The organism is Gemmatimonas aurantiaca, from assembly GCF_037190085.1.
Taxonomy (GTDB): Bacteria; Gemmatimonadota; Gemmatimonadetes; order Gemmatimonadales; family Gemmatimonadaceae; genus Gemmatimonas; species Gemmatimonas aurantiaca_A.
Genome location: NZ_JBBCJO010000005.1, coordinates 596,863 through 617,083 on the forward strand (window position 1 = coordinate 596,863; position 20,221 = coordinate 617,083).

At 66.1% G+C, this 20,221-nt stretch carries 17 protein-coding genes and 1 tRNA gene; 3 read left to right on the plus strand and 15 right to left on the minus strand.

Annotated elements, in window-relative coordinates:
- Positions 1–214: 214 nt before the first annotated feature.
- The 3 genes from WG208_RS08385 to WG208_RS08395 all read right to left on the minus strand — a co-directional run bounded on the left by WG208_RS08385 (position 215) and on the right by WG208_RS08395 (position 2,489).
- The gene (locus WG208_RS08385; protein WP_337170885.1) at positions 215–1,915 is read right to left on the minus strand and encodes a hypothetical protein; all 1,701 of its coding nucleotides are present in this window, start codon (positions 1,913–1,915) and stop codon (positions 215–217) included.
- A 175-nt stretch (positions 1,916–2,090) separates the two neighbouring features.
- A tRNA-Val gene (locus WG208_RS08390) sits at positions 2,091–2,164 on the minus strand.
- Between the two features lie 154 nt (positions 2,165–2,318).
- Positions 2,319–2,489, minus strand: coding sequence for a hypothetical protein (locus tag WG208_RS08395; RefSeq protein ID WP_337170886.1), 171 nt, complete (start codon positions 2,487–2,489; stop codon positions 2,319–2,321).
- A gap of 156 nt (positions 2,490–2,645) precedes the next feature.
- Between WG208_RS08395 and vsr the strand changes: the two genes are divergently transcribed.
- The 3 genes from vsr to WG208_RS08410 are packed head-to-tail and all read left to right on the plus strand — an operon-like array spanning position 2,646 to position 4,922.
- The gene (gene vsr, locus WG208_RS08400) at positions 2,646–3,080 is read left to right on the plus strand and encodes a DNA mismatch endonuclease Vsr (protein ID WP_337170887.1); all 435 of its coding nucleotides are present in this window, start codon (positions 2,646–2,648) and stop codon (positions 3,078–3,080) included.
- 4 nt (positions 3,081–3,084) lie between these two features.
- On the plus strand, positions 3,085–4,260 hold the full coding sequence (locus WG208_RS08405; RefSeq protein ID WP_337170888.1) for a DNA cytosine methyltransferase: 1,176 nt from the start codon (positions 3,085–3,087) through the stop codon (positions 4,258–4,260).
- Positions 4,257–4,922 carry an Eco29kI family restriction endonuclease gene (locus WG208_RS08410; RefSeq protein WP_337170889.1) on the plus strand — a complete coding sequence of 222 codons (666 nt, stop codon included), beginning with the start codon at positions 4,257–4,259 and terminating at the stop codon, positions 4,920–4,922. Before WG208_RS08405 ends, WG208_RS08410 begins: the two co-directional genes overlap by 4 nt.
- 21 nt (positions 4,923–4,943) lie before the next feature.
- Here WG208_RS08410 and WG208_RS08415 read toward each other — a convergent pair whose 3' ends face one another.
- The 12 genes from WG208_RS08415 to WG208_RS08470 form a co-directional block, all read right to left on the minus strand.
- The gene (locus WG208_RS08415; protein WP_337170890.1) at positions 4,944–6,023 is read right to left on the minus strand and encodes a hypothetical protein; all 1,080 of its coding nucleotides are present in this window, start codon (positions 6,021–6,023) and stop codon (positions 4,944–4,946) included.
- A gap of 20 nt (positions 6,024–6,043) precedes the next feature.
- Complete coding sequence (locus WG208_RS08420; protein ID WP_337170891.1) at positions 6,044–6,982, minus strand: tetratricopeptide repeat protein; 939 nt, start codon at positions 6,980–6,982, stop codon at positions 6,044–6,046.
- A gap of 46 nt (positions 6,983–7,028) precedes the next feature.
- On the minus strand, positions 7,029–7,532 hold the full coding sequence (locus WG208_RS08425) for a chemotaxis protein CheW (RefSeq protein WP_337170892.1): 504 nt from the start codon (positions 7,530–7,532) through the stop codon (positions 7,029–7,031).
- 18 nt (positions 7,533–7,550) lie between these two features.
- Positions 7,551–8,801, minus strand: coding sequence for a chemotaxis-specific protein-glutamate methyltransferase CheB (gene cheB / locus WG208_RS08430; protein WP_337170893.1), 1,251 nt, complete (start codon positions 8,799–8,801; stop codon positions 7,551–7,553).
- Positions 8,788–9,267 (minus strand): chemotaxis protein CheD, encoded by a 480-nt coding sequence (locus WG208_RS08435; RefSeq protein ID WP_337170894.1) that lies wholly within the window; start codon positions 9,265–9,267, stop codon positions 8,788–8,790. Before WG208_RS08435 ends, cheB begins: the two co-directional genes overlap by 14 nt.
- Before the next feature lie 57 nt (positions 9,268–9,324).
- Positions 9,325–11,025, minus strand: coding sequence for a DUF4388 domain-containing protein (locus tag WG208_RS08440; RefSeq protein WP_337170895.1), 1,701 nt, complete (start codon positions 11,023–11,025; stop codon positions 9,325–9,327).
- Between the two features lie 14 nt (positions 11,026–11,039).
- Complete coding sequence (locus WG208_RS08445) at positions 11,040–12,818, minus strand: DnaA/Hda family protein (protein WP_337170896.1); 1,779 nt, start codon at positions 12,816–12,818, stop codon at positions 11,040–11,042.
- Positions 12,815–13,549 carry an ADP-ribosylation factor-like protein gene (locus WG208_RS08450; RefSeq protein ID WP_337170897.1) on the minus strand — a complete coding sequence of 245 codons (735 nt, stop codon included), beginning with the start codon at positions 13,547–13,549 and terminating at the stop codon, positions 12,815–12,817. The genes WG208_RS08445 and WG208_RS08450 overlap by 4 nt, the downstream gene beginning before the upstream one ends.
- 48 nt (positions 13,550–13,597) lie before the next feature.
- Positions 13,598–14,665, minus strand: coding sequence for a DUF4388 domain-containing protein (locus WG208_RS08455; RefSeq protein WP_337170898.1), 1,068 nt, complete (start codon positions 14,663–14,665; stop codon positions 13,598–13,600).
- A gap of 10 nt (positions 14,666–14,675) precedes the next feature.
- Positions 14,676–17,453 carry a tetratricopeptide repeat protein gene (locus WG208_RS08460; RefSeq protein ID WP_337170899.1) on the minus strand — a complete coding sequence of 926 codons (2,778 nt, stop codon included), beginning with the start codon at positions 17,451–17,453 and terminating at the stop codon, positions 14,676–14,678.
- Positions 17,454–17,488: 35 nt separating this feature from the next.
- On the minus strand, positions 17,489–18,109 hold the full coding sequence (locus WG208_RS08465) for a chemotaxis protein CheC (RefSeq protein WP_337170900.1): 621 nt from the start codon (positions 18,107–18,109) through the stop codon (positions 17,489–17,491).
- Between the two features lie 69 nt (positions 18,110–18,178).
- Positions 18,179–20,185 (minus strand): chemotaxis protein CheA, encoded by a 2,007-nt coding sequence (locus tag WG208_RS08470; RefSeq protein ID WP_337170901.1) that lies wholly within the window; start codon positions 20,183–20,185, stop codon positions 18,179–18,181.
- Positions 20,186–20,221 lie beyond the last annotated feature (36 nt).

Sequence of the window (20,221 nt, forward strand, 5' to 3'; positions counted from 1 at the left end):
CAGCGCGCGAACGGAGCGCGTCAGTGGGGGGTCATGTTAGCGGAAGCAGTGGAGCAGCGTCAAGCGAAGCCATCACGCGCGGAGATGTGCATTATTCGCAACCCGGCACGGATGTGATACCTCCGTCGTACAGCGAAGGCAGAGAGGTGAAAACAAGCGGGCCCGCCGTCCAGGAGGACAGCGGGCCCGCTGCGGTCTCACGGTGTGTGAAGCGTTACTTGCAGTACGCCTTGACCATCTGGTCGGCAGCCGGGTCGAGCTGCATGACGAAGCCCATGTACTGACGCATCGCATCGGGGGCGAACGAACCGCCCTTCGGCAGCAGGATCTGCGCTTCGACGAACATGTCCTTGGCCTTCTTGGACAACGCGCAGTCCTTCGACGCCTGCGCGTTGGTCAGCAGCATCTGACCATAGGGCACATAGGCCGCACCGAGCAGGAACTGCGACTGCGCCTTGAGTTCGTTCGGCACCACGGAGTCGGCGTACTTCAGGGCGTCGATGGCCGCTTCGTAGTCCTCGGGGGTCTTCGAAGCACCGGCCTTCTTGGTGAGGTCGTTGGCCGTCTGGAGCGCCAGCACCTTCAGGTTGGACGAGGTGTCACCGGCCGCGATGGAGCTCTTGATGGCCGGCATGATCTCTTCCGTGCGTCCCAGATCCTTGAGGAGCAGGATGCGCATGGTCGAGCTGTTTTCGACCGGCACCTTGGCCGCGAGCGCCTTGTCGAGCGCTTCCAGCGCCGGCTGGAGCTGGCCGGACTTCTGGAGCGACAGGATGTGCTCGTACACGAGCGCCGGCTGGTTCGGGAACTTCTGGAGGCCCTTGGCCGCCGTCTCCGCCGCCTTCTGCGCCTGGCTGTCGGCGGCGTAAGCACGCGACGTGCGGATGAAGTAAGTCGTGTCGGCGAACGAGGTGTCGAGCTTCACCAGCTCATCACCCTGCTTGAACGCCTCCTTGAAATCGCGCTGCCCGAGCAGGATGAACCAGCGCGCGCGGAGGAGCTCCGGGTCGCCCGGGTTGCTGGCCACGGCTTCGTCGATGATGGGACGCGCGATGGCCGGGTTGGCCATGGCCGTCAGGGCGTCGACGACGTCCTTCTGCAGACGCGGGTTCTTCGGATCGGTGGCCAACAGACGGGTCAGCGTCACCACCGACGAGTCCTGCTGGTTCAGATCGCGATATGCCTGCGCCAGGATGGCGAGGCCCTGCTTGTTCTTCGGATCGAGATTCACGATCTCGCGCGACACCTCGAGCATCTGCTGCGCGGGAGCCTTCTGCGAAATCAGCACCTGCGCCCAGCAGGTGCGGGCCAGCGTAGCCTTGGGATAGGCAGCGATGCCTTCCTTGGCGGCCGCGATGGCCTGATCGTACTGGCCCTGGCGTCCGAGGCTGGTGCACTTCTTCTCGAACTCGAGCTGCTTGCGGGCTTCCTTCAGTTCGCGCGAGATCTCTTTGGCGGCGTCGCCGACGCTCTTCGCCTCGTAGGTGCCGAGGGGCTGCACCAGCGTGTTGTCGCGGGCCAGCACGAGCTGCGCGTCCACCTTCACGCCCGTGGCCGTCTTGGATACCGTGCCGGCGAGATACTCATCGGCGCGGAGAATGGTGGCCAGGGCCTTCTGGTCATGCGGTTCGAGCGCATCCGCCACCGGGAAACCGGAGGCTTCGAGCGTCGCCACGATATCCTGCTTGGGCAGGACATACACCTGCTTGAACGGGAAATCGCTGCCCATGCGCGAGCGCAGTGCGTCCGCAGCCTGCACCCCCAGCCCCTTTTCGGCGGAGCGGAACACCGCGACCATCACGCGCGTGGCGTTGGGATCGGGAACGCGATTGTACTGCGCCGAAGCCACCGAAGGCACGAGCGTGCCACCGAGGGCCAAACCGATCCCAGCCAACGCCTGGAAATGCCGTGACATCAAAGTCGTAACCTCCGCACCGTGAACCGTGGGACCCGGGATATCCGGGCATCGGAAACCCGTTGGCCGTGCGCGAGCCACGCGGGTCTGGGGGGACAAACGAAGGGGAAAGAACGAAAGTGCGACATCCGACCCGTGGTGGCAAGCAGTGCTCGTCACAACGACCCGGACAGTATGGGCGAAGAGGGATTCGAACCCCCGACCCCCTGTGTGTAAGACAGGTGCTCTAACCAGCTGAGCTATTCGCCCGCAGCTACGCCCTGTCCGAACCGTCCGTTGAATAAACTACATCGGTTCGGCAACGCCGTTCCTGCCGGTACGAGAAATTAACCGGAATATCACGTTCGACAGAGACATGGTCCCTGGTCGAGTCCGGTTCCCGCGCCGTGTGGCCGGGCCTGGTCTACCCTTTCAGGATGGCCAGCGGCACCAGCACCACGTAGCCGATCACCAGCAGCAGCGGAGCGATGGTCTCGCCCCCACGCCAGAGATCCAGATAGCCCAGCAGCAGCGAGAGCGCAGCCGCCCCCCAGTACAGGAGGGCGCGGGAACGGGGATTGTCGGTCGCGGTCATTGCGCAGGATACCGAACGTCGGGGGCGGGCGGCAAGGGTTGGTCGCCCGATCTCCGGTTTCTTGCCCCATTCTCCGGCGGACCAAGGCTCCTCGTCGTGCCGATGTCCTCCAAGCCACTGAAACGCCATCCCTTTTTCCCGAACAGGTCGCATCCCATGCCTCCGAATCCACGTCCAAGACTCGATCCTCTGACGGTGGAGCAGCGCAGCGAGCGAATGGCGAGCATACGGAATAAAAATACCGGTCCAGAACTCACGGTCCGGCGTTTGGTTCACCGACTGGGCTATCGCTACCGCCTTCACAGCCCTCAATTGCCCGGACACCCCGATATTGTCTTCACGAAACGCCGGAAAATCATCTTCGTACACGGATGCTTCTGGCACCAACATGGTTGCGGAAAGTACAAGATGCCGCGAACTCGTTCGGCGTTCTGGGGGGCGAAGCTCGGCCGGAACAGACAAAGGGACCGGGAAGTGCGCCGTCGCCTTGGTGCACTGGGCTGGAAAATCCTTGTCGTTTGGGAATGTCAAATCAAGAATCTGGTGCGCTTGGAAGAGCGGCTGGATACTTTTCTGGGAACCCCCAACTGAGACCATGCGATCGATAGAACTGTTCACGGGCGCCGGCGGACTGGCTTTGGGCCTCGAGAGAGCGGGATGGAGGCACGATACGTTGATCGAGCGCGATGTCCATTCGTGCTCCACCATCCAGATGAACCAATCCGGCGGCCATCCCCTGACGGCTGGTTGGCGGTTGTTTCATGAAGATGTTCAAAATGTGGACTATTCGAAGCTCAAGAAGACCGTGGAACTGGTCGCGGGAGGCCCACCGTGTCAGCCCTTCTCCTTGGGCGGGAAGCACCGTGCGAACATGGACCGACGTGACATGTTTCCGGAGGCGGTAAGAGCCATTCGCGAAGTGAAGCCACGGGCATTTCTGTTCGAAAACGTCAAGGGGCTGCTCAGGCAAAGTTTTGCCACATACTTCAACTATGTGTTCCTTCAGCTCAGCTATCCGCTGGTTGGAAGGCTGAAGTCCGAGGATTGGGAGTCTCACCTCGCTCGACTCGAGCGCGTTCACACCAGTGGCAAGGACGAAGGTACTTCGTATCGGGTGGTGTATCGTCTTTTGAATGCTGCGGACTATGGGATCCCACAGAATCGATATCGGGTCTTCATGGTCGGCTTCCGATCAGACCTGGAAAAGGAATGGTCATTTCCCAAACCCACGCATTCGCTTGATCGTCTTCTTTGGGAGCAGTGGGTGGAGGGCTCATACTGGGATGTCCATGAGGTTCCCCAAAAGCGGCGACCGGCGCCCGCGATGCGCTACAAGGCACGTATTGACCGCTTGGCCACTGATCATCGTCTATCCGCACCGGATGGAGTGCGCTATGAGACGGTTCGAGATGCGTTCGTTGGACTTCCGGATCCACGAAGCAAGCGGCACGCCTTCTTCAATCACGAATTCAGGCCCGGTGCACGCGCATACCCCGGCCACACGGGCAGTTCACTTGATGAGCCTGCGAAGGCCCTCAAGGCGGGCGATCATGGAGTTCCCGGGGGGGAAAACATGGTTGCATTGCCTGATGGATCGTGCAGATACTTTTCGGTCCGGGAGAGTGCGAGGCTACAAACATTTCCTGATGACTACCGCTTCTCCGGCTCATGGACGGAAGCCATGAGACAAATTGGCAACGCAGTGCCCGTGGAACTGGCCAGAGTGGTAGGCCAGAGCGTGCTTGAACAAACGTTGCCGAGGCGCAAATGAGCAACGAGATGCCACTGCGGCCCGCACCATTCAATCCGCTCGACAAGAAGAATCTCGGCACGAGCGTCGCGGAAGCGCTGCTGGCTCAGCCAATAGGTCCGTTGCCACCCACATCGGCATTCATTGGAGCCGGCGTATACGCGCTCTACTATACCGGTGAATTTCCGCACTATGAAGCGATTTCGGCTCTCAACAAGAGGAAGCCCAGCAGTTGGCCCATCTATGTCGGAAAAGCCGTACCTGCTGGGGCCCGAAAAGGAGGATATGGTCTTGGAGATGACGCAGGTCCGGTCACGTTTCGTCGACTCGTTGAGCATGCAACGTCAATCCAAAGTACAAAAAATCTGTCAGTGAGCGACTTCCAATGCCGTTTCCTGGTTGTCGATGATATCTGGATTCCTCTCGCCGAGTCGTTGCTCATCGAGATGTTCTCACCATTGTGGAACAAGAAGATCGACGGGTTTGGCAACCATGATCCCGGGAGAGGCCGACATGGACAGAAACGGTCTCCTTGGGACGAACTTCATCCCGGAAGACCATGGGCGGAGATGTTGCAACCAGCCCATGTCCAGAAGGTCAAGGAAACGACGCAGGAGTATCTGGCTCGTATCAGGTCCGTTCTGTTCCCGGACCTCCCACCAGACATGGGGAATCATTCGTAGCCTAGCAAAGTTCGACCTGACTCATTGCGCAGGATACCGAACGTCGGGGGCGGGCGGCAAGGGTGGGTCCTCGTCCGTGACGTCGGGGGCATGGGTGACATCGGCCATTTGCTCACCCGCTTCGGCCCGCTCGGCGGCATCGAGCAGCGCCTGGAGGGCACTGGCCCGTGCGGCGGCCTCCTGCTGCGCGTCCACCACCCGCATCGCCTCCAGCCGGCGCCGGTCGCGGCGGCGTTTGCTGATGAACAACGGCACGAGAAGGATCGCGAAGAGGCCCACGGCCGCCGAGACGTTCGTCACCACCGACAGGGCCCCGTAGCGTCGCCGCGTCTGCTGTTGCCAGTGTTTCTCGAACGCCTCGCCCGTGATGCCGTAGGCCTCACGTACGGCCTTTTCGAAAGAGCCCGTGGCCTTCCAGTACCGGAAGAAGTGATCGAGCCCCTGAGGACCGCCCAGCGTGGTGAGTTCACTCACGATCCGATGGGCCATGGCATAACTCCACGAGGCCTCCATGCCACCGCCCTGAAAACCGTGTTCCAGCGCTTCGAGGGACGGCAGGGTGCGCCACACCATCCCGATGGACGTCTCGAAGATCTGCTCCCGCGTGAACTCGCCCGCGGCCACACTGGCATACCCTTCATCGAACCAGCGCGGAGGCAGTGGTCCCATGGCCTCGTGCAGTGCGAGATGGGCCAGTTCATGGCGCAGGACCACCAGAGGGTCGCCCGCGTCCGCGCCGGCAAAGCTGCCCTGCATGATCACGCGCTGCTCGTCGGGGATGGCGATGGCCGCGCCCCATTCGGGAGCAAACGGCCCCACCCAGGCGCGGAACGTGGCCTGATCGGGGGCGACGGCCACCAGCACGTGCGCCGTCGGACGTGGCAAACCCGGAAAACTGTCGCGGGCCTGCGCGGCGGTCAGGAGCGACCGGGCCAGCCGCTCGTCGCGCCGATCGGCCACCACCGTGAAACGACCGGCATCGAGACGTACGCCCGCGGAAGGCGTCGAGGGGACCGGCTGCGCCATGGCCGGCTGCGCCATGGCGGGTTGTGTCATGCCCACGCCGGCCATCAGGAAGCAGAGGCACCAGAACAGGCGCAACGGACGGCGCCACCGGGCGATCAGTCCTCGCGCGGTGGTGCGCCTCCTCCCTCGATGATCACCAGCATGTTCGCGCAGCGCTTCCCCCATGGGCTGAACTTGTTGGCCGCGGCGCCACTTTTCCACGCCGCCATGGCCTCAGCCTGGCGTCCGCCGAACCAGTACGTCCGTCCCAGCTCATACCAGGCCTGCAGCAGATTGGGTCCGCGCTCCAACGCGCTCCGGAAATGGCGTTCGGCGTCCTCGTACCGGGCCTGCTCACGATGCACCATCCCGAGATAGAGCAACGCATACAACGTGGCTTTGCGGTCGGTATCCTGGCGAACCACGGCGGCGAGATGTTCGATCGCCGCCTCGAACTGCCCCTGTCGCAGGCACACATAGCCGACATTCGTGCGGGCCAGCGCGTGCTGCGGATCCCGCGCGAGCACCCGCTGCAGCGTGGCCAGCGCCGTGTCGAGCTCTCCCTGCAGCATCTGCGTCCATCCCAGCAGGGTCTCCGCCTCGTTGCTGCCGGGCGCGAGTTCCAGCGCACGAAACAAGGCGGCCTCCGCCCCATCGAGATCGCCCAGTGACAACCGCGACCATCCCTTCTCGATGAACGTCGACGCGCCGAGGTGATCCACGCGTGCACTCGCCGCACGGGCACGCGTCGGTCCGGCAGACGACGGAGAGGCTGACGCCGAGGCCGACGAAGGCGACCGCCCGCCATCGAGCTGTTTCCACTGCTCGGCGAGGCCCTTCACCGCGTCCTTGAGCGCCTGCGCTTCCTTCAGCGCGACATCCGCATCGCGAAAGAGCGCGATGATATCCGCCTTGAGCTGCTCCTGCGCCGGACGGGCGACGCCGCCGGCGGTGGCACGGGCCTCTTCGAGCAATGCCTGCAACGCGTGCAGACGCTCGCCGAGGCGGCCCGTGTCCGTGTGTGAAGACACCTGTGTGTTCATGGGGGCGTTCATGACTTCGCGCCGATGGACGTGCGACACCTCCGCCATCTCCGGCACCTCACGTGCGGGCACGGGCGGCCGCCGTGCGCGACAGGATGCCCAGCGCGTCGATCACCGGGATGGTGTGCTCCTGTCGTGCGAAACAGCCAGGAACCCCTGCAACATGCGCATCGGGATGTTCGACGGGAACGGGCAACACGAGAGCCGTTTCCACCGTCACGACTTCGTTCACCGCATCCACCGGGGCGGCCCAGCGTCGTTCCCCATCGGTCAGCACGAGCACCCGACGCTGATCTCCCTCTCCCAGGCGCAGCGTGCGTCCCAGAGGGCGGGCGAGATCGGCAAAGGGCAACTGCCGCCCTTCGTAGAGGATCACCGGCAGACTGCTGAATGGACGGACCACGCGTTCGACGCCCTCAACGGGCAGGGCCATGCGATCGCCGCCCAGTGACACGATGACGAACGTGCTGCGTTCGACGAGCGGACGCGCGCGCCGTCCCCCACGACGGGTCCGGGCATCACCCGCGATCTCACGAACCGAACGAAAGCGTGATGTGTTCATGAGGAGGTCATGGCATGCTCATACGTGTGGAACGCGGGTGGAACGCACGCGGCGCGTCGGCACATGGGCGGCGATCACACCGGCAAGGTCCTTCAATGTCGCAGTGGCATCGGCGCCCGCCATACGGCTGGCCGCATCGGGCATGCCCGACACCACGCAACTCGACGCCTCCTGCACGATGCCCACGCCGCCCGCCGCGCGCAGTTCGCGCAGGCCTTCCGCGCCATCACGCCCCATGCCCGTCATCACCACACCGATCGTGGCCGCACCGAAGCAGCGTGCCGCACTCGTGAACAGATGATCCGCAGCCGGACGCACGCCCCAGAGCGGCGCGGCGGCGTCGAGCACGATTCCGGGTGCCTCGGGGGTCCCGGCGATGCGGAGATGCAATCCGCCCGGCGCCACATAGACCTGTCCGGCGCGCAACGGTTCCCCATCGACCGCTTCGTGCACCGTCAGTGCCGCGCGGGCATCGAGACGCCGTGCGAAGCTGGCCGTGAATCCGGCCGGCATATGCTGCACGATGAGCACCGCCACGTCACGCCAGGCGGGCAGACGCGGGATCACCTCGGCGAGCGCCGCGGGCCCTCCGGTCGACGCCGCCATCACCACCACGATCTGCGGCGGTTGCGTTGCCCGCGCACCGCTGGCCCGGCGACCGAGTGTGGAAAGCGGCTGCGGAAACACGTCGGTCGCTTCGTGGTGCATCGCCGGCGGATATGTCGCATGCGAATGTGCCGACGGCGAATGTGCCGACGATGGCAGTTGACGCGGCGCGGACCGCAGCGCGCGCGATTGCGCGAGCAATTGGGCGGGCGCGACCACCGCCGCGGCACGCAGTGCGTCGAGCAACTGATCGCGCACCAGATCGAGATCGAGGCTGATCGCTCCCGACGGTTTCCGCACGAAGTCCACGGCCCCGCGCTCCAGGGCCCGCAGCGTGGCGTCCACACCACCATCGCTGCCGCCGGCGCTGAGCATGACGACGGGCCGCGGCGCGTCCCGCATGATGGCTTCGAGAGCCGCCAGACCATCGAGGCCCGGCATGTCGACATCGAGTGTGATCAGTTCGGGATCGAGCAGCGTCAACTGTCGCAGGGCATCATGTCCATCGCGTGCGGTGCCCACCACCTCGAACTCACCGCTCGAGGCCACGATGTCGGAGACGAGACGACGCATGAAGGCGCTGTCGTCCACGACGAGCACACGCCGGCGCGGTCCACCCGATGCCACCGGCCGCCTGCCGAATTCCCGCTCAGAGGACGACATCGGCGCTCAGCACGGTCCGCACCTGAATGCGTCCGGTGCGCACATCGAAGTAGACGGATCGTCCAACTTCTCCCCCCACCGCCTCCGCGGTCACCGGGATCTCGTGTGCGGCGCAGGCCAGCCGGCAGGCCTGCACATTGCGCGCGCCCAATCCTACGGCTCCCGACGGCAGCAGCGGAGCGAACATCGATGCGCCGCCCACGAGACGTGCGCGCAGTTCACCGGTCGATCCCATGGCCCGCATGCGCGCCACCATGGCTGGCACGGCCGATGACGGCACCTTGCCCGGTGGGACGGGGCCGGCACTGTGCGCGGGATGCGGCAGCAGAATGTGCGCCAACCCGCCGATGCAGCACTCCGCATCGTGCAGCGCGATGGCCACGCAGGAGCCCAGGCCGATCGTGATGAGCGTCAGATCTCCCGCGCCCACGGCGAAGTCCGCGATGCCGACGGCGATCTGACTCATGACTGGCTCATGACGGACTCATGGCTGTTCATACCCGCTCGTGTTCGACTCGCGCGCTCATGCGGACACGGCGCTCAGTCGCTCGTCGGCGGACGTCAGAACATCACATGCGACCTCGCCCGGCCCATCGCCCGACACCTCCCGCGTCGGCAAGGCCGCAAGATTGGCCAGCACGATGCGATTGTCCGGTTCGAGGGCGATGGCCTGTTCCCAGGCGGCACGGGCGTCGTCGAGCGCACCGCGGCGGTAGTGCACGTTTCCGAGTTTGAGATACACATCGGGGCCATGCCGCGGCGCGAGTCTGACCACACGCATGAAGGCATCGAAGGCTTCGTCGTACCGCTGCGCGCGATAGAGATAGTCGCCGAGGTTCTTGTGCAGATGGGCGCAGTTGGCGTCCTCGAGCAGGGCATGCTCGACGGTGCGCGCCGCAGCCTCGTAGCTCCCGCGCCGTTCCTGTACCACCGCCAGATTGTTGTGCAGTGTCGCCGCATGCGGATGCAGGGCCAGTCCTTCGTCCAGAATTGCCATGGCCCGCGCACTGTCGCCACCGATGGCGGCGCACAAACCGGCCATGTGGAACCACGCCGCGGACGGCTGACGGGCGCCCCACTGCGCGCGCGCGCGAGAGAGATGCTGTTCCGCATCGTGCACATCACCATCGGCGAGCGCGAACTGGGCCGCCGTGAGCGCGAGGCGTGGATCGGGGCTGTTGCCCGCGCGTCGCTCGGCTTCGGCGAGATATCCGGCGGCCTGCGCCAGATCGCCCAGACGCGCCGTGCAGAACGCCAGATTGTGAAACACGGCGGCCGGTGCTTCCGGCGCTTCGGCGGCCCGCATGAATGTTTCCGTGGCTTCCCGCCACGCTCCGCGGCGGGCCTGCACCAGGCCGAGGTGGAAACGCGCAATACCATCGCCTTCGCGCAGTTCGAGTACACGACGGAACTCGCGTTCGGCTTCGTCGAGCATGCCCGTACGATAGAACGCCACGCCAAGATTTCGATGCTCCGCCACCTGGCTCTCGGGCGGCGCCTGCCGACGGGCGGCGCTGCGTCCCACCCGCTGGACGTAACCGGCCGTGAGCAGACCGTACAACGCCTTGCCCACGTCGAACTCCCCCAGCCCCGACCGTTCGACGATGGTGGCCACATCGTGTGTGCCATCGAGCATGGGCAGGAGACGCTCCTGCACTTCGCTCAGCGGCACCTCGCGCTGCGCCACCCGCGGGCCATCCACCTCGAAGATGAGGTCGAGACTCGGAATCTTCTTTTCGATCAGCGCCCACTCATCGACACGGCGGGCGCCTTCAAGCAGCAGCGAATCGGCACTGACGGAGAAGAGTGGCGACTCGCCCCGCGTGTCCTCGTCGGGCTCGAACGTGAACGTACCGTGCGTCCATCCGAACAGATGGTAGACGGCTTCCTCCACCTGTTGATGATACTCGGCCAGCACCGTGTCCCGCGGAATGGTGCCCAGGGCGAGCAGGGCGTGCGCCAGTTCACGATCGTCGTGCGACGAAACGCCGGCCTGCAGACGCGTGAGATCGTCAGCCGCGATCACCCCCAGGCGCACGAGACGATCGCCCAGCCGGTCACGACGATTGACCAGGGACGCATGCACGACACGACCGTCGGCGAAGTGGATGGTGCCGAAGCTGCCTTCCCGCGCGATGCTGAGGCAGCCCGTCTTCTGTCCGAGCGCGAGCAGTTGCAGGACATCCGCGAGGCTCGCTTCACTGAGATTGCCACGAATGGCCATTCAGCAGATCCTCATCAGCGGTATTCCTCGATGAGGCGTCCGCCGAGTTCGGGCCAGTCCCACATCGTCTTCTCCCGATCCTCGTAGAACCGATCGAGTTCCCCCGGAGCACGGGTCACGAGTTGTTCCACGCGCATGCGTTCACGCGCCGGCAACGCCACGACCAGCCCACCTTCGAAGCGGGAACGCAGCCGATCGGCGAGTCCGGCAAGATCGCGGGGCGCCCGGTCGCTGGTGAGCACCACCTGGCTGCCGCGGCTCACGAGATGATTGAAGAGATGGAACAGCTCGTCCTGGGTGCGTTCCTTCCCGACGAGATGCTGAATGTCGTCGAGAATGAACACGTCGGCCGAGCGATACCGGTTCCTCCAACGCTCCATGCCGCCCTCCTGCATGGCGGCCACGAGTTCCTCGACGAATACCTTGGCCGACAGGCAGGCCACGACACGCCGCGCCGTCGTGTCCTGCTTCATGGCGTTGCCGATGGCATGGGCCGTATGCGATTTGCCGCTGCCTGCGGGACCATGCAGCAACAGGGGGTTGTACCGTCGACCGGGTTCCTCGAGCACGGCATCGACGGCCCGCAGCGCCAGTTGATTGCCGGCGCTGATCTCGAGTCCCTCGCGGGTGAATGCAGGCGACGGCGCCGGCAGCGGAATGGCCGCCGCCAGCGTGTCCTGCACCAGTGTCTGCGCGGCCGGAATGGCCTCGGGATCGCGGAAAGCGGCGTGTCCACGCAGTGCGGCATCGACGGCCACCGCCTGCATCTCGAGCTGACGCAGACGTTCCACCGCCACCGCGTAGGCGCGCAGCAGACCGTCCACATCGGGCGCGGTGGGCAATGCCATGGCCCGTTCCAGCACACTCACCACATACCCCTGCGGCCGCCACTGGGCGATGGCTTCGCCGAGCTTCACCCGCCACGGCTCCACGCGCGATTCGACTTCCTGCAACACATCGGCGAGGAAACCATCGTAGTCGGTGCCGGCGGGAATGATGGCTTCGATGCGCCCCCGCAGGGGAGACGGACGACGCTCGACGGCCAGCGATCCACCGGGCGTACCGGCAGCACCGGCCCGTTCGCCGAGCACGGCGCGCACATCGGCGGCTTCCACCGGCTGCCCTTCGAGTTGCTGATAGGCCGACAGTTTGTTCAGCGCGCCTTTCAGTTCCCGCACATTCGCAAACGCCAGACGCGCGACTTCGTCTAGCACCCCCGGTGCGAACTCGATCTGCCGCCCGGCCGCCACATTGCGCAGAATGGCGAGGCGCATCTCGAAATCCGGCGCGCCGACGTCCACCACCAGGCCACCCGACAACCGCGAGAGCAGACGCTGGTCGACGTCGGGGATGTCGGCGGGCTGCCGGTCACTGGTGAACACCAGTTGCTGACCGCCGCGCATGAGCGCATTGAGCAATCGCAGCAGTTCACTCTGCGTCTCGCGTTGCCCGGTCAGGAATTGCACATCGTCGAGGATGAGCAGACCGGCCTGCTGATAGTACTCGAGAAACTGCTGCGGCTGCCCCGACGCGATGGAGCGATGCAGATGTTCGGCGACCTCCTCTCCCGAGGAGAACAGCACCCGCGTGGCCGGCTGCATCTCCTGCGCGCGATGTGCGATGGCCGCCACGAGATGCGTCTTGCCGCGACCCGATTCGCCGTAGACGAAGAGCGGGTTGTACGCCTGCCCGGGCGCCTCGGCCACAGCCCGCGCCGCCGACACCGCCAATCGATTGGATGCCCCCACCACGAACGTGTCGAAGCGCAGCGCCTGGTCCACCGCAACGCTCATGCGGCGGCTCCGGCCGGTACTTCGGCGGGGCTCGCGGGTGCCATGACGGTCGTCATTTCTGCCGTCATGCCTGCTGCCTGCACCGGGGTGTGGAGGGGCGTGCGCATCGCAGCCGCGGCGCGCTGACCCGCGGGGGTGCCATCGTCCGCACCCAACCGGCGCAACACCCGCATGCCCAACGATCGCAGCGTATCGAACACCCCCATGCCCGTGAGGGCATCGGCCGCGAACTCGGGCACGGCGCGGAAGTTGAGCGCCACCGACAGCTCGGCCACACTCGCCGCCAATGACGGTGGCAGGTCCTGTTTGTTGTACTGCATCACGATGGGCAGATCACGCGCATCCACGCCGTGTTCGGCGAGATTCGCATGCATGTCCTGGAGGCTTTCGATGTTGTCGTCCCAGCGATGCCGCTGGCTGTCCGCCACGAAGGCCACACCGTCGGCACCCTGCAGCACGAGCTGTCGGATGGCCCGGTAGTACGGCTGCCCCGGCACGGTGTAGAGCTGAAAACGCACGCGATATGCGCCCACCGTCCCCAGATCGACCGGGAGATAGTCGAAAAAGAGCGTGCGATCGCGGCGGGTGGCCAGGGATGTGAGCGAGCCCACCTGCCCGCTCGGCAGCGCCGAATGCAGATAGGTGAGGTTCGTCGTCTTCCCGGACCGTCCCGGACCGTAGTAGACCAGTTTGCAGGTGATCAGCCGCGTGGCGTGATCGACAATGGGCATACGCCCGCTCCTCTTCGGTGCTACGCCTTCGCTGCTACGCTTTTGCTGCTACGCAGTCGCTTCCACGCCTTCGCGGTTTCCGGGTGCGGTCGATGCGGCCGGCCACAACAGGTCGTGCAACCGATGCGCGAGCGCGATTCGCTCCCGCAACCGGTCGGCATCGTCGCCGGAGATGGTCACATCGAGCGCACGAACCCACTGTGCGATCGCTCCCGGCAGGTCACCGCGCCGGGCACATTCATCTCCGAGGCGCTGCAGCATCAGCCCGTTCCGCGCCTCTGCCACATCACCCGGCACCCTCCCGTCCAAGGACGGCTCAGGAAGTGGTGGGGCAACGCGCGGCGGCGGCCAGGGCGTGGCACGTCGAGGCAGACCTTCAGCGGTGAGAACGCCCCACTGCACTGGATCGAAGACCTGATCCTCGTCCTCATCGAGATAGCCGGCATCCAGTCCGGCGTCTTCCCCGTCGGGAATCCAGAGATCCCCGGCCGGTGGGATGGCCGGGCTCACGGGCGGCGTGGGATTCCGTCGCGGAGCGGCCGGAGCGTCCCGCAGCACGAGCAGTCCCGCCACGATGAGATCGTGCACGAGTTCCGCGACCTCGGTGAGCTCCTTCTGCATCGCGTCGGCCAGCGCGATCAGATCCCGTTGTCCGTCGACACCGGTGAGGATCTCCCACTGCGGTGGCGTGAGCCGCAGCAGCGGCAGTTGCTGCGGTTCGATGTCCGCGAACGCAGGCACCACGCGGGCATGCGGCACCCGGGCTTCGATGCGCGCCCAGACCTCGGCCTGCTGCGCCCCGTCCATCAGAATGGGTTCGACGGCCAGGCGCAGTGGTGATGCCGCGTCGGGCACATCGGCAGGGGCAAACCGGAAGGTGCCGTCCCGCCAGCGCAACATCTCCTGCACCACCTCGCGCACCTCGGTGGTATCGGCGACGGGGGACGCACTGTCGTACATGGTGGCCTGCACGATCATGCCCTGCAGGAACCCGATGCCACCGCGCCGGCCGAGCAATGGGGCCTCACAATGCAGGGTGCCGTTCTTCCGGCCCACGGCAATCAGTTGCAGGACCTCGGTCAGCCCCAGGTCACGGAGTCGTCCTTCGATACCCATGGCGTGCGACTCAGGCGACCTGACAGGTCGCGTCCTGCTCGACGTGCGCCTGCGCGGTGTGCGCCTGCGCCATGTGCGCCTGCGCGGCATGTATCGCAGGCACGGGCGCAGCGTGCGTCTGCCCGGTCGCGTTCTCGCCGACCGTGTCAGGCGATGTCGGATCGTCACGCAACGTGCGGGCCCGCTGCATGGCCTTCCGTGCCCGGTCACCCCAAGCGCCCGCTTCCGGATCGTCCGCCACCTGGGCCCAGCGCGCGAGCGCCTCGCGCAGGCGCGCCTGACGCACCAGCAGGACGCCGTCATACCAGCGAGCGGCGGCACGCGACGGATCGTGCCGCAGCAGACGATCGACCGCCACCCGGGCATCGTCCGCACGCTCTTCCGTCACCAGCACGCCGGCGAGCAATTCGAGCGCGTCGAGATCGGTGGGCACTTCGGCGAGGCAGGCGACCAGCAGCACTCTGGCTTCGTCCGGACGACCGGCATCACGATGCAGCCGTGCCAACTCGAGACGCGCTTCGCGCCAGGCAGGCGCCGCGGTGAGCGCCGCCACGATCTCCAGGCGGGCCGCGAGCAGGTCGCCTTGTTCCCGCAGCAGGCGTGCAATAGCAATGCGCGGGGTGGGGCGCATCGGATCGCGGGCCAACGCACGTCGATAGAATCCGAGGGCGAGCACCCGATCGTCGATCTTCATCGCGACATCGCCCGCGAAGTGCAGGAGCGCGGCGCTGTCGACCTGCTGGCCCAGCAGACGCAGCAAGGTCGAGCGCGCGGCGGCGGTGTTGGCAGCGATGTCACCGCCCGGTGCGCCATCGCCCAGGCTCGCGGCCATGAGCGCGAGCACTTCGGGATCTTCCGGAGATACCGTGGCGAGCGTCTCGAGCAGAACGCGGGCCGATGCCGCCTGATTCAGCAGACAACGCGAGCGCGCTTCGCCCACCGCCGCACGACGCCACAACCGGCGCATCACGTCTTCGGCGGGCGCCGGGGTCACCGGCTCGTCCTGCATCAGATCGCGCGCCCGCTGATACCGCTCCACCGCTTCACCATGCAGCGTGCGTTCGGCAAAGGCATCGGCCTCCTCACAGGCGGCAATGGCCCGCTCGATGATGCTGCGTGGCGCGACCGCGCTCACCTGCTCCGGCAGCAGATGGTCCACCGCGGCCGCGTCCAGCGCCACACCAACCAGCGGCGCCCCGCCCACCAGACGCAGCAGGTCCACCGGTCCCACGGCATCCGGGCACTCCCGCTGCAGATCGATACCCACCGCCAGTCGCGCCTCGGCCCGCACCGGAGCGATGGCCAGCGCCTGCTGCGTTTCACGCAGTGCCCCGTCGTGATCTCCCAGCCGATCGAGTACGGCCGCCAGCGCGAACCGGGCTTCGGCGTGCGCGCTGCGCTGCTCGATGGCCTTCACGAAGGCATCGCGCGCGTCCTCGAAACGTTCGAGCGCCGCGAGCACCGTGCCAAGGATGTGCCACGCCTCGGCATCGCGCGGATGGAACTCCACGAGTTCGCGCAACAGCGCCAACGCCGCCATGGCTTCACCGTGCCAGGCGAGCAGGCAAGCGAGATTGCGACGGGCCCGCACGAGCGTAGGATCGAGTTCGGCAGCGCGGGTGAGTGCCTCGCGGGCCGCTTCCACGTCACCTCGATCGGCCAGGGCCACGCCGAGGTTGTTGTAGGCCAGCGCATGACGCGGATCGATGCGGAGCGCGCGCCGGTAGCTGTCGGCAGCCGCGGCGACATCACCGGCCTGATGCAACGCGACCCCGTGCTCGTTCCACCAGCGCACCGTTTCCTGACTGGTGAGCAGTTGTTCGTAGCGATGCCGGGCACCGGCGGAGTTGCCGTCGAGCAGATCGAGTTCGGCCAGCGCGTGCTGCACGAGGCGCTCGTCTTCGCCCTGGGCCAGCGCGCGCTCGAACTCGCTGCGGGCCTCACGGAAATAGCCACGTTGCCGGAACGCGAGCCCAAGGCCATACCGCGCCAGGGCGCCCGCGGGATCGACTTCCATCACCGAAGCGTGACCGGCAGGCACATGTGCCGCGATGGACAGATCGCTCTGCACCGTCTCGAGCGCGGGATTGAGTTCGGCCGCACGGCGTGTGGCCTGCATGGCGAGTTCGTGATGCCCCATGTCGCCCAGCAGGAAGCCGCGCAGCAGGTGCGCGTCGGCATGGCGCGGCGACTCGTCGAGCAGATGATCCAGCAGATCGAGTGCCTGTTCGTTCTGTCCGCGCTGATAGAGTACTTCGGCCAGATGCAGACGGGCGTCGGATACCGCACCCGCATTCACCGCGCGTTCGAACCAGCGCTGCGCCCGGCGCAGATCACCCGCCCGCTGCTCGATGAGCCCGCGCTCGAACAACGCTTCGGCGTCTTCGGGATCTTCGGCGATCAGGGCATCGAGTTGGCGGATGGCCTCGGGCAAACGGCCGATCAGTCGGGTGAGATGCGCGCGCGCCCGGATCGCCTGTCGGTCGTCGGGATCGGCGGCGATGCGCGCTTCGAGTGCCGCGAGGCGTTCGTCACACGCGCCCGGGCACGTGGCCGCCACTTCGAGATTGCGCGCCGCCGTACGCATGCGCGGATCGAGCGCGAGCGCGCGGAGAAAGGCATCCACCGCCTCGGCGTGCAGTCCACGCGCATGATAGAGCACGCCGAGATTGTTGAACGCGCCCGGATCCTGCTGGTCGATGCGGTCGCGCATCGCGCGCAACAACTCGACATCGCGGCCTGCCGATGGCGGAGTTCCCTCCGGTGTTACCGTGGGCCGGGAAGACACACCGGGTTCCGCGAACATCGCCTGCGTCCGCCTGCTCAGGCGAGCCGCAGCGCGCGCAGCATCACCTGCAACGACGCCGGATCGGGCAGCAGCAGGAAGAAACCGCGCAGCGTCTGCGCCATCTCGGTGAGCAGAAACTCGCTTTCCACGCAGAGCACGGCATCGGGATCGACGGCGAATTCGCCGAACGCGCTGGTCAGCACGGCCGTCGACATGTCCACCACCATCGTGGGCGGGGACGGCAGCAGCAGCATGCCCAGAAAATCGCTGAGCGCGTTCATGTACGCACCGCTCAGGATGTTGCCGGCTTCCTTGATGGCCGATGTCTCGAGTTCACTGAACGCCACCGACGATCCCACGGGACGGCGCAGCATCAGTTCGGCCAGGCGCATGACCGTGGGCTTGGGAAACACCAGCAGTGTGCGTCCCGACAGATCGCCGAGCATGTGCATCATGACGGCGGCCACGGGCTCTTCGTCGGGCGTGAACTGCGTGGGCAGTTCCTCGATACTCGCCACACTGATGGCGGGCACCTTGATCATGATGGTGCTGCCCGTCATCTGCGACAACGCCGTGGCTGCGTGACCCGCGCCGATATTGGCCGTTTCACGCAGGGCGTCGAGCTGGATGGTCTTCAATGACCGGATGACACTCATCTCGATCCTACCGCCGTTTCGTCTCGTTGCACTGCCGGATCCCGGAAAGGTCGTGTCGTCGCGTTTCGGCTACACGACACTCGATACATCGACGATGAGCGCCGGAGTCCCGTCACCCAGCACGGTGGCCCCGCTGAACCAGGGTGCGGCCCCCTGCACGGTATCGAGCGGCTTCACCACGATGTCCTGCTGCGCCACCAGCGTGTCCACCAGCAGCGCGGCCCGCCGCCCACCGGCCTCCACGATGGCGAGATGCTGCTCGGTTTCACGCTCCCGTTCACGCTCGTCGTCCCACTCGCCTCCGGCTGTTGACGATCGATCGAGACGGAAGTACTCCGCCAGCGCCACCAGTGGAACGACCTCGTCGCGGACGGTGACGGCGCGGGTGATCGCGGCCGGTCCGCGGGGTGCGGGGACCTCCAGCGATTCGTGAAAGGCCATCGCCTCCTCCACATTCACCGCCGGCAGCGCGAAGGTGATGCCCTGCACTTCCACCAGCAGCGCCCGGGTGATGGCCAGCGTGGCCGGCAGGCGCAGGGTGAATACGGTGCCCTCGCCTTCGAGCGTCTCGAGTTCGAGCTGTCCACCCAGTGCCCGCACACGAGTGTTCACCACGTCGACGCCCACACCACGGCCCGACAGATTGGTCACCGCCCGCGCCGTGGAGAAACCCGCACGCGACACCAACGGCAGCAGTGCCTCGTCGGTGAGTGTGGTGAGATGCGTGGGCACCAGCCCCTGATGCTGCGCACGACGCAGGACGGCCAGGCGGTCGATGCCGCGCCCATCGTCCTGCACCTGGAGCACGACCGACGACCGGTCGCGCGCCGCTCGCAGAATGAGTTCACCGGCCGCCGGTTTGCCCGCCGCGCGTCGCGTTGCGGCGTCCTCGAACCCATGATCGAGCGCGTTCCGCAGCAGATGCAGAATGGGTTCGCTGATGGCATCGAGCAGGGCGCGATCGAGCTCGATCTCGCGTCCTTCCATGGAGAACACGACGTCCTTGCCGAGTTCGTGGGCCACATCGCGCACCAGTCGCGGAAACCGGTCGAACACCTGGGACACCGGCTGCAGACGGGTCTGCAGCACTTCATCCTGCAGTACACCCACGAGTCGCGCGGCGTCGCGCGCCGCCGCTGTCACCGCCCGATCGGGCCGTTCCATCGATTCGATCGCGCGCAGCAGACGATCGCGCGAAATCACCAGTTCGCCCACGAGATCGAGCAGCGTATCGAGTCGATGGGCATCGAGCCGCACCGTGCGGACCGGCGCGGTGGTGACCGGTGCTTCGGGGGCCTGTGCCCGCACCTGCACCCGCGCCACGTCGCCCGCGCTCTGCACGGCATCGATCAGCGCAGCATCGGCCGCCTCGGTGGCGATGTGCACCCGGAAGGCGCCATCGAACGTGTCGTCCTGCCAGCGCGCTTCGGGAGGTTCGATGCGTTGCACATCGCCCAGCGCACGCAACCTGGTGACCACGATCAGCGCCCGCACCCCCTTGAGCGGACAATCATCGGCCAGACGCACATCGACGACACGCGCCGGTGCGGCGGTCGATGTCGCAGCAGGAGCATGTACCGAAGCCAACGCTGGCGTGACACTCGCAGCGACGGACGACGCTTCGTCATTCGCGCGCAGGTCATCGGTTCCCGATTCCTGCGTGGATCCCTTCGCGGACTCCTGCAGCGGGACCGTTCGCGCCAGCCGTTCAATCAGGGCCTGGGTGGCGTCATCATCGATCGCGGTGCGGCCGAGCGCCGCGTGATCGATGGCCTGCCGCAGTGCGGCCGTTCCGTCAAACAATAGTGCCAGCACATCGGCGCGCAGCGGCTCGATGCCACTGCGCAGCGGTTCACACCGCGACTCCAGGGCATGCGCCAGCGCTTCCACACGCGTATAGGCCATGGCCGCGGCCATGCCCTTGATGGTGTGCATGCTGCGGAACAGCGTGGCCAGATGGCCGATGGCCTCGGCGGAATCCGGCGCCTGCTCGAGCGCGAGCAACGCCACATCGAGTTCGTCGAGATGCTCGCGCGATTCGCTCTGAAAGAGCGCGGCATACCGCGCCGCGTCCATGAGACCGGAGCTCTGCGATGACGGGAAAGATGCCGC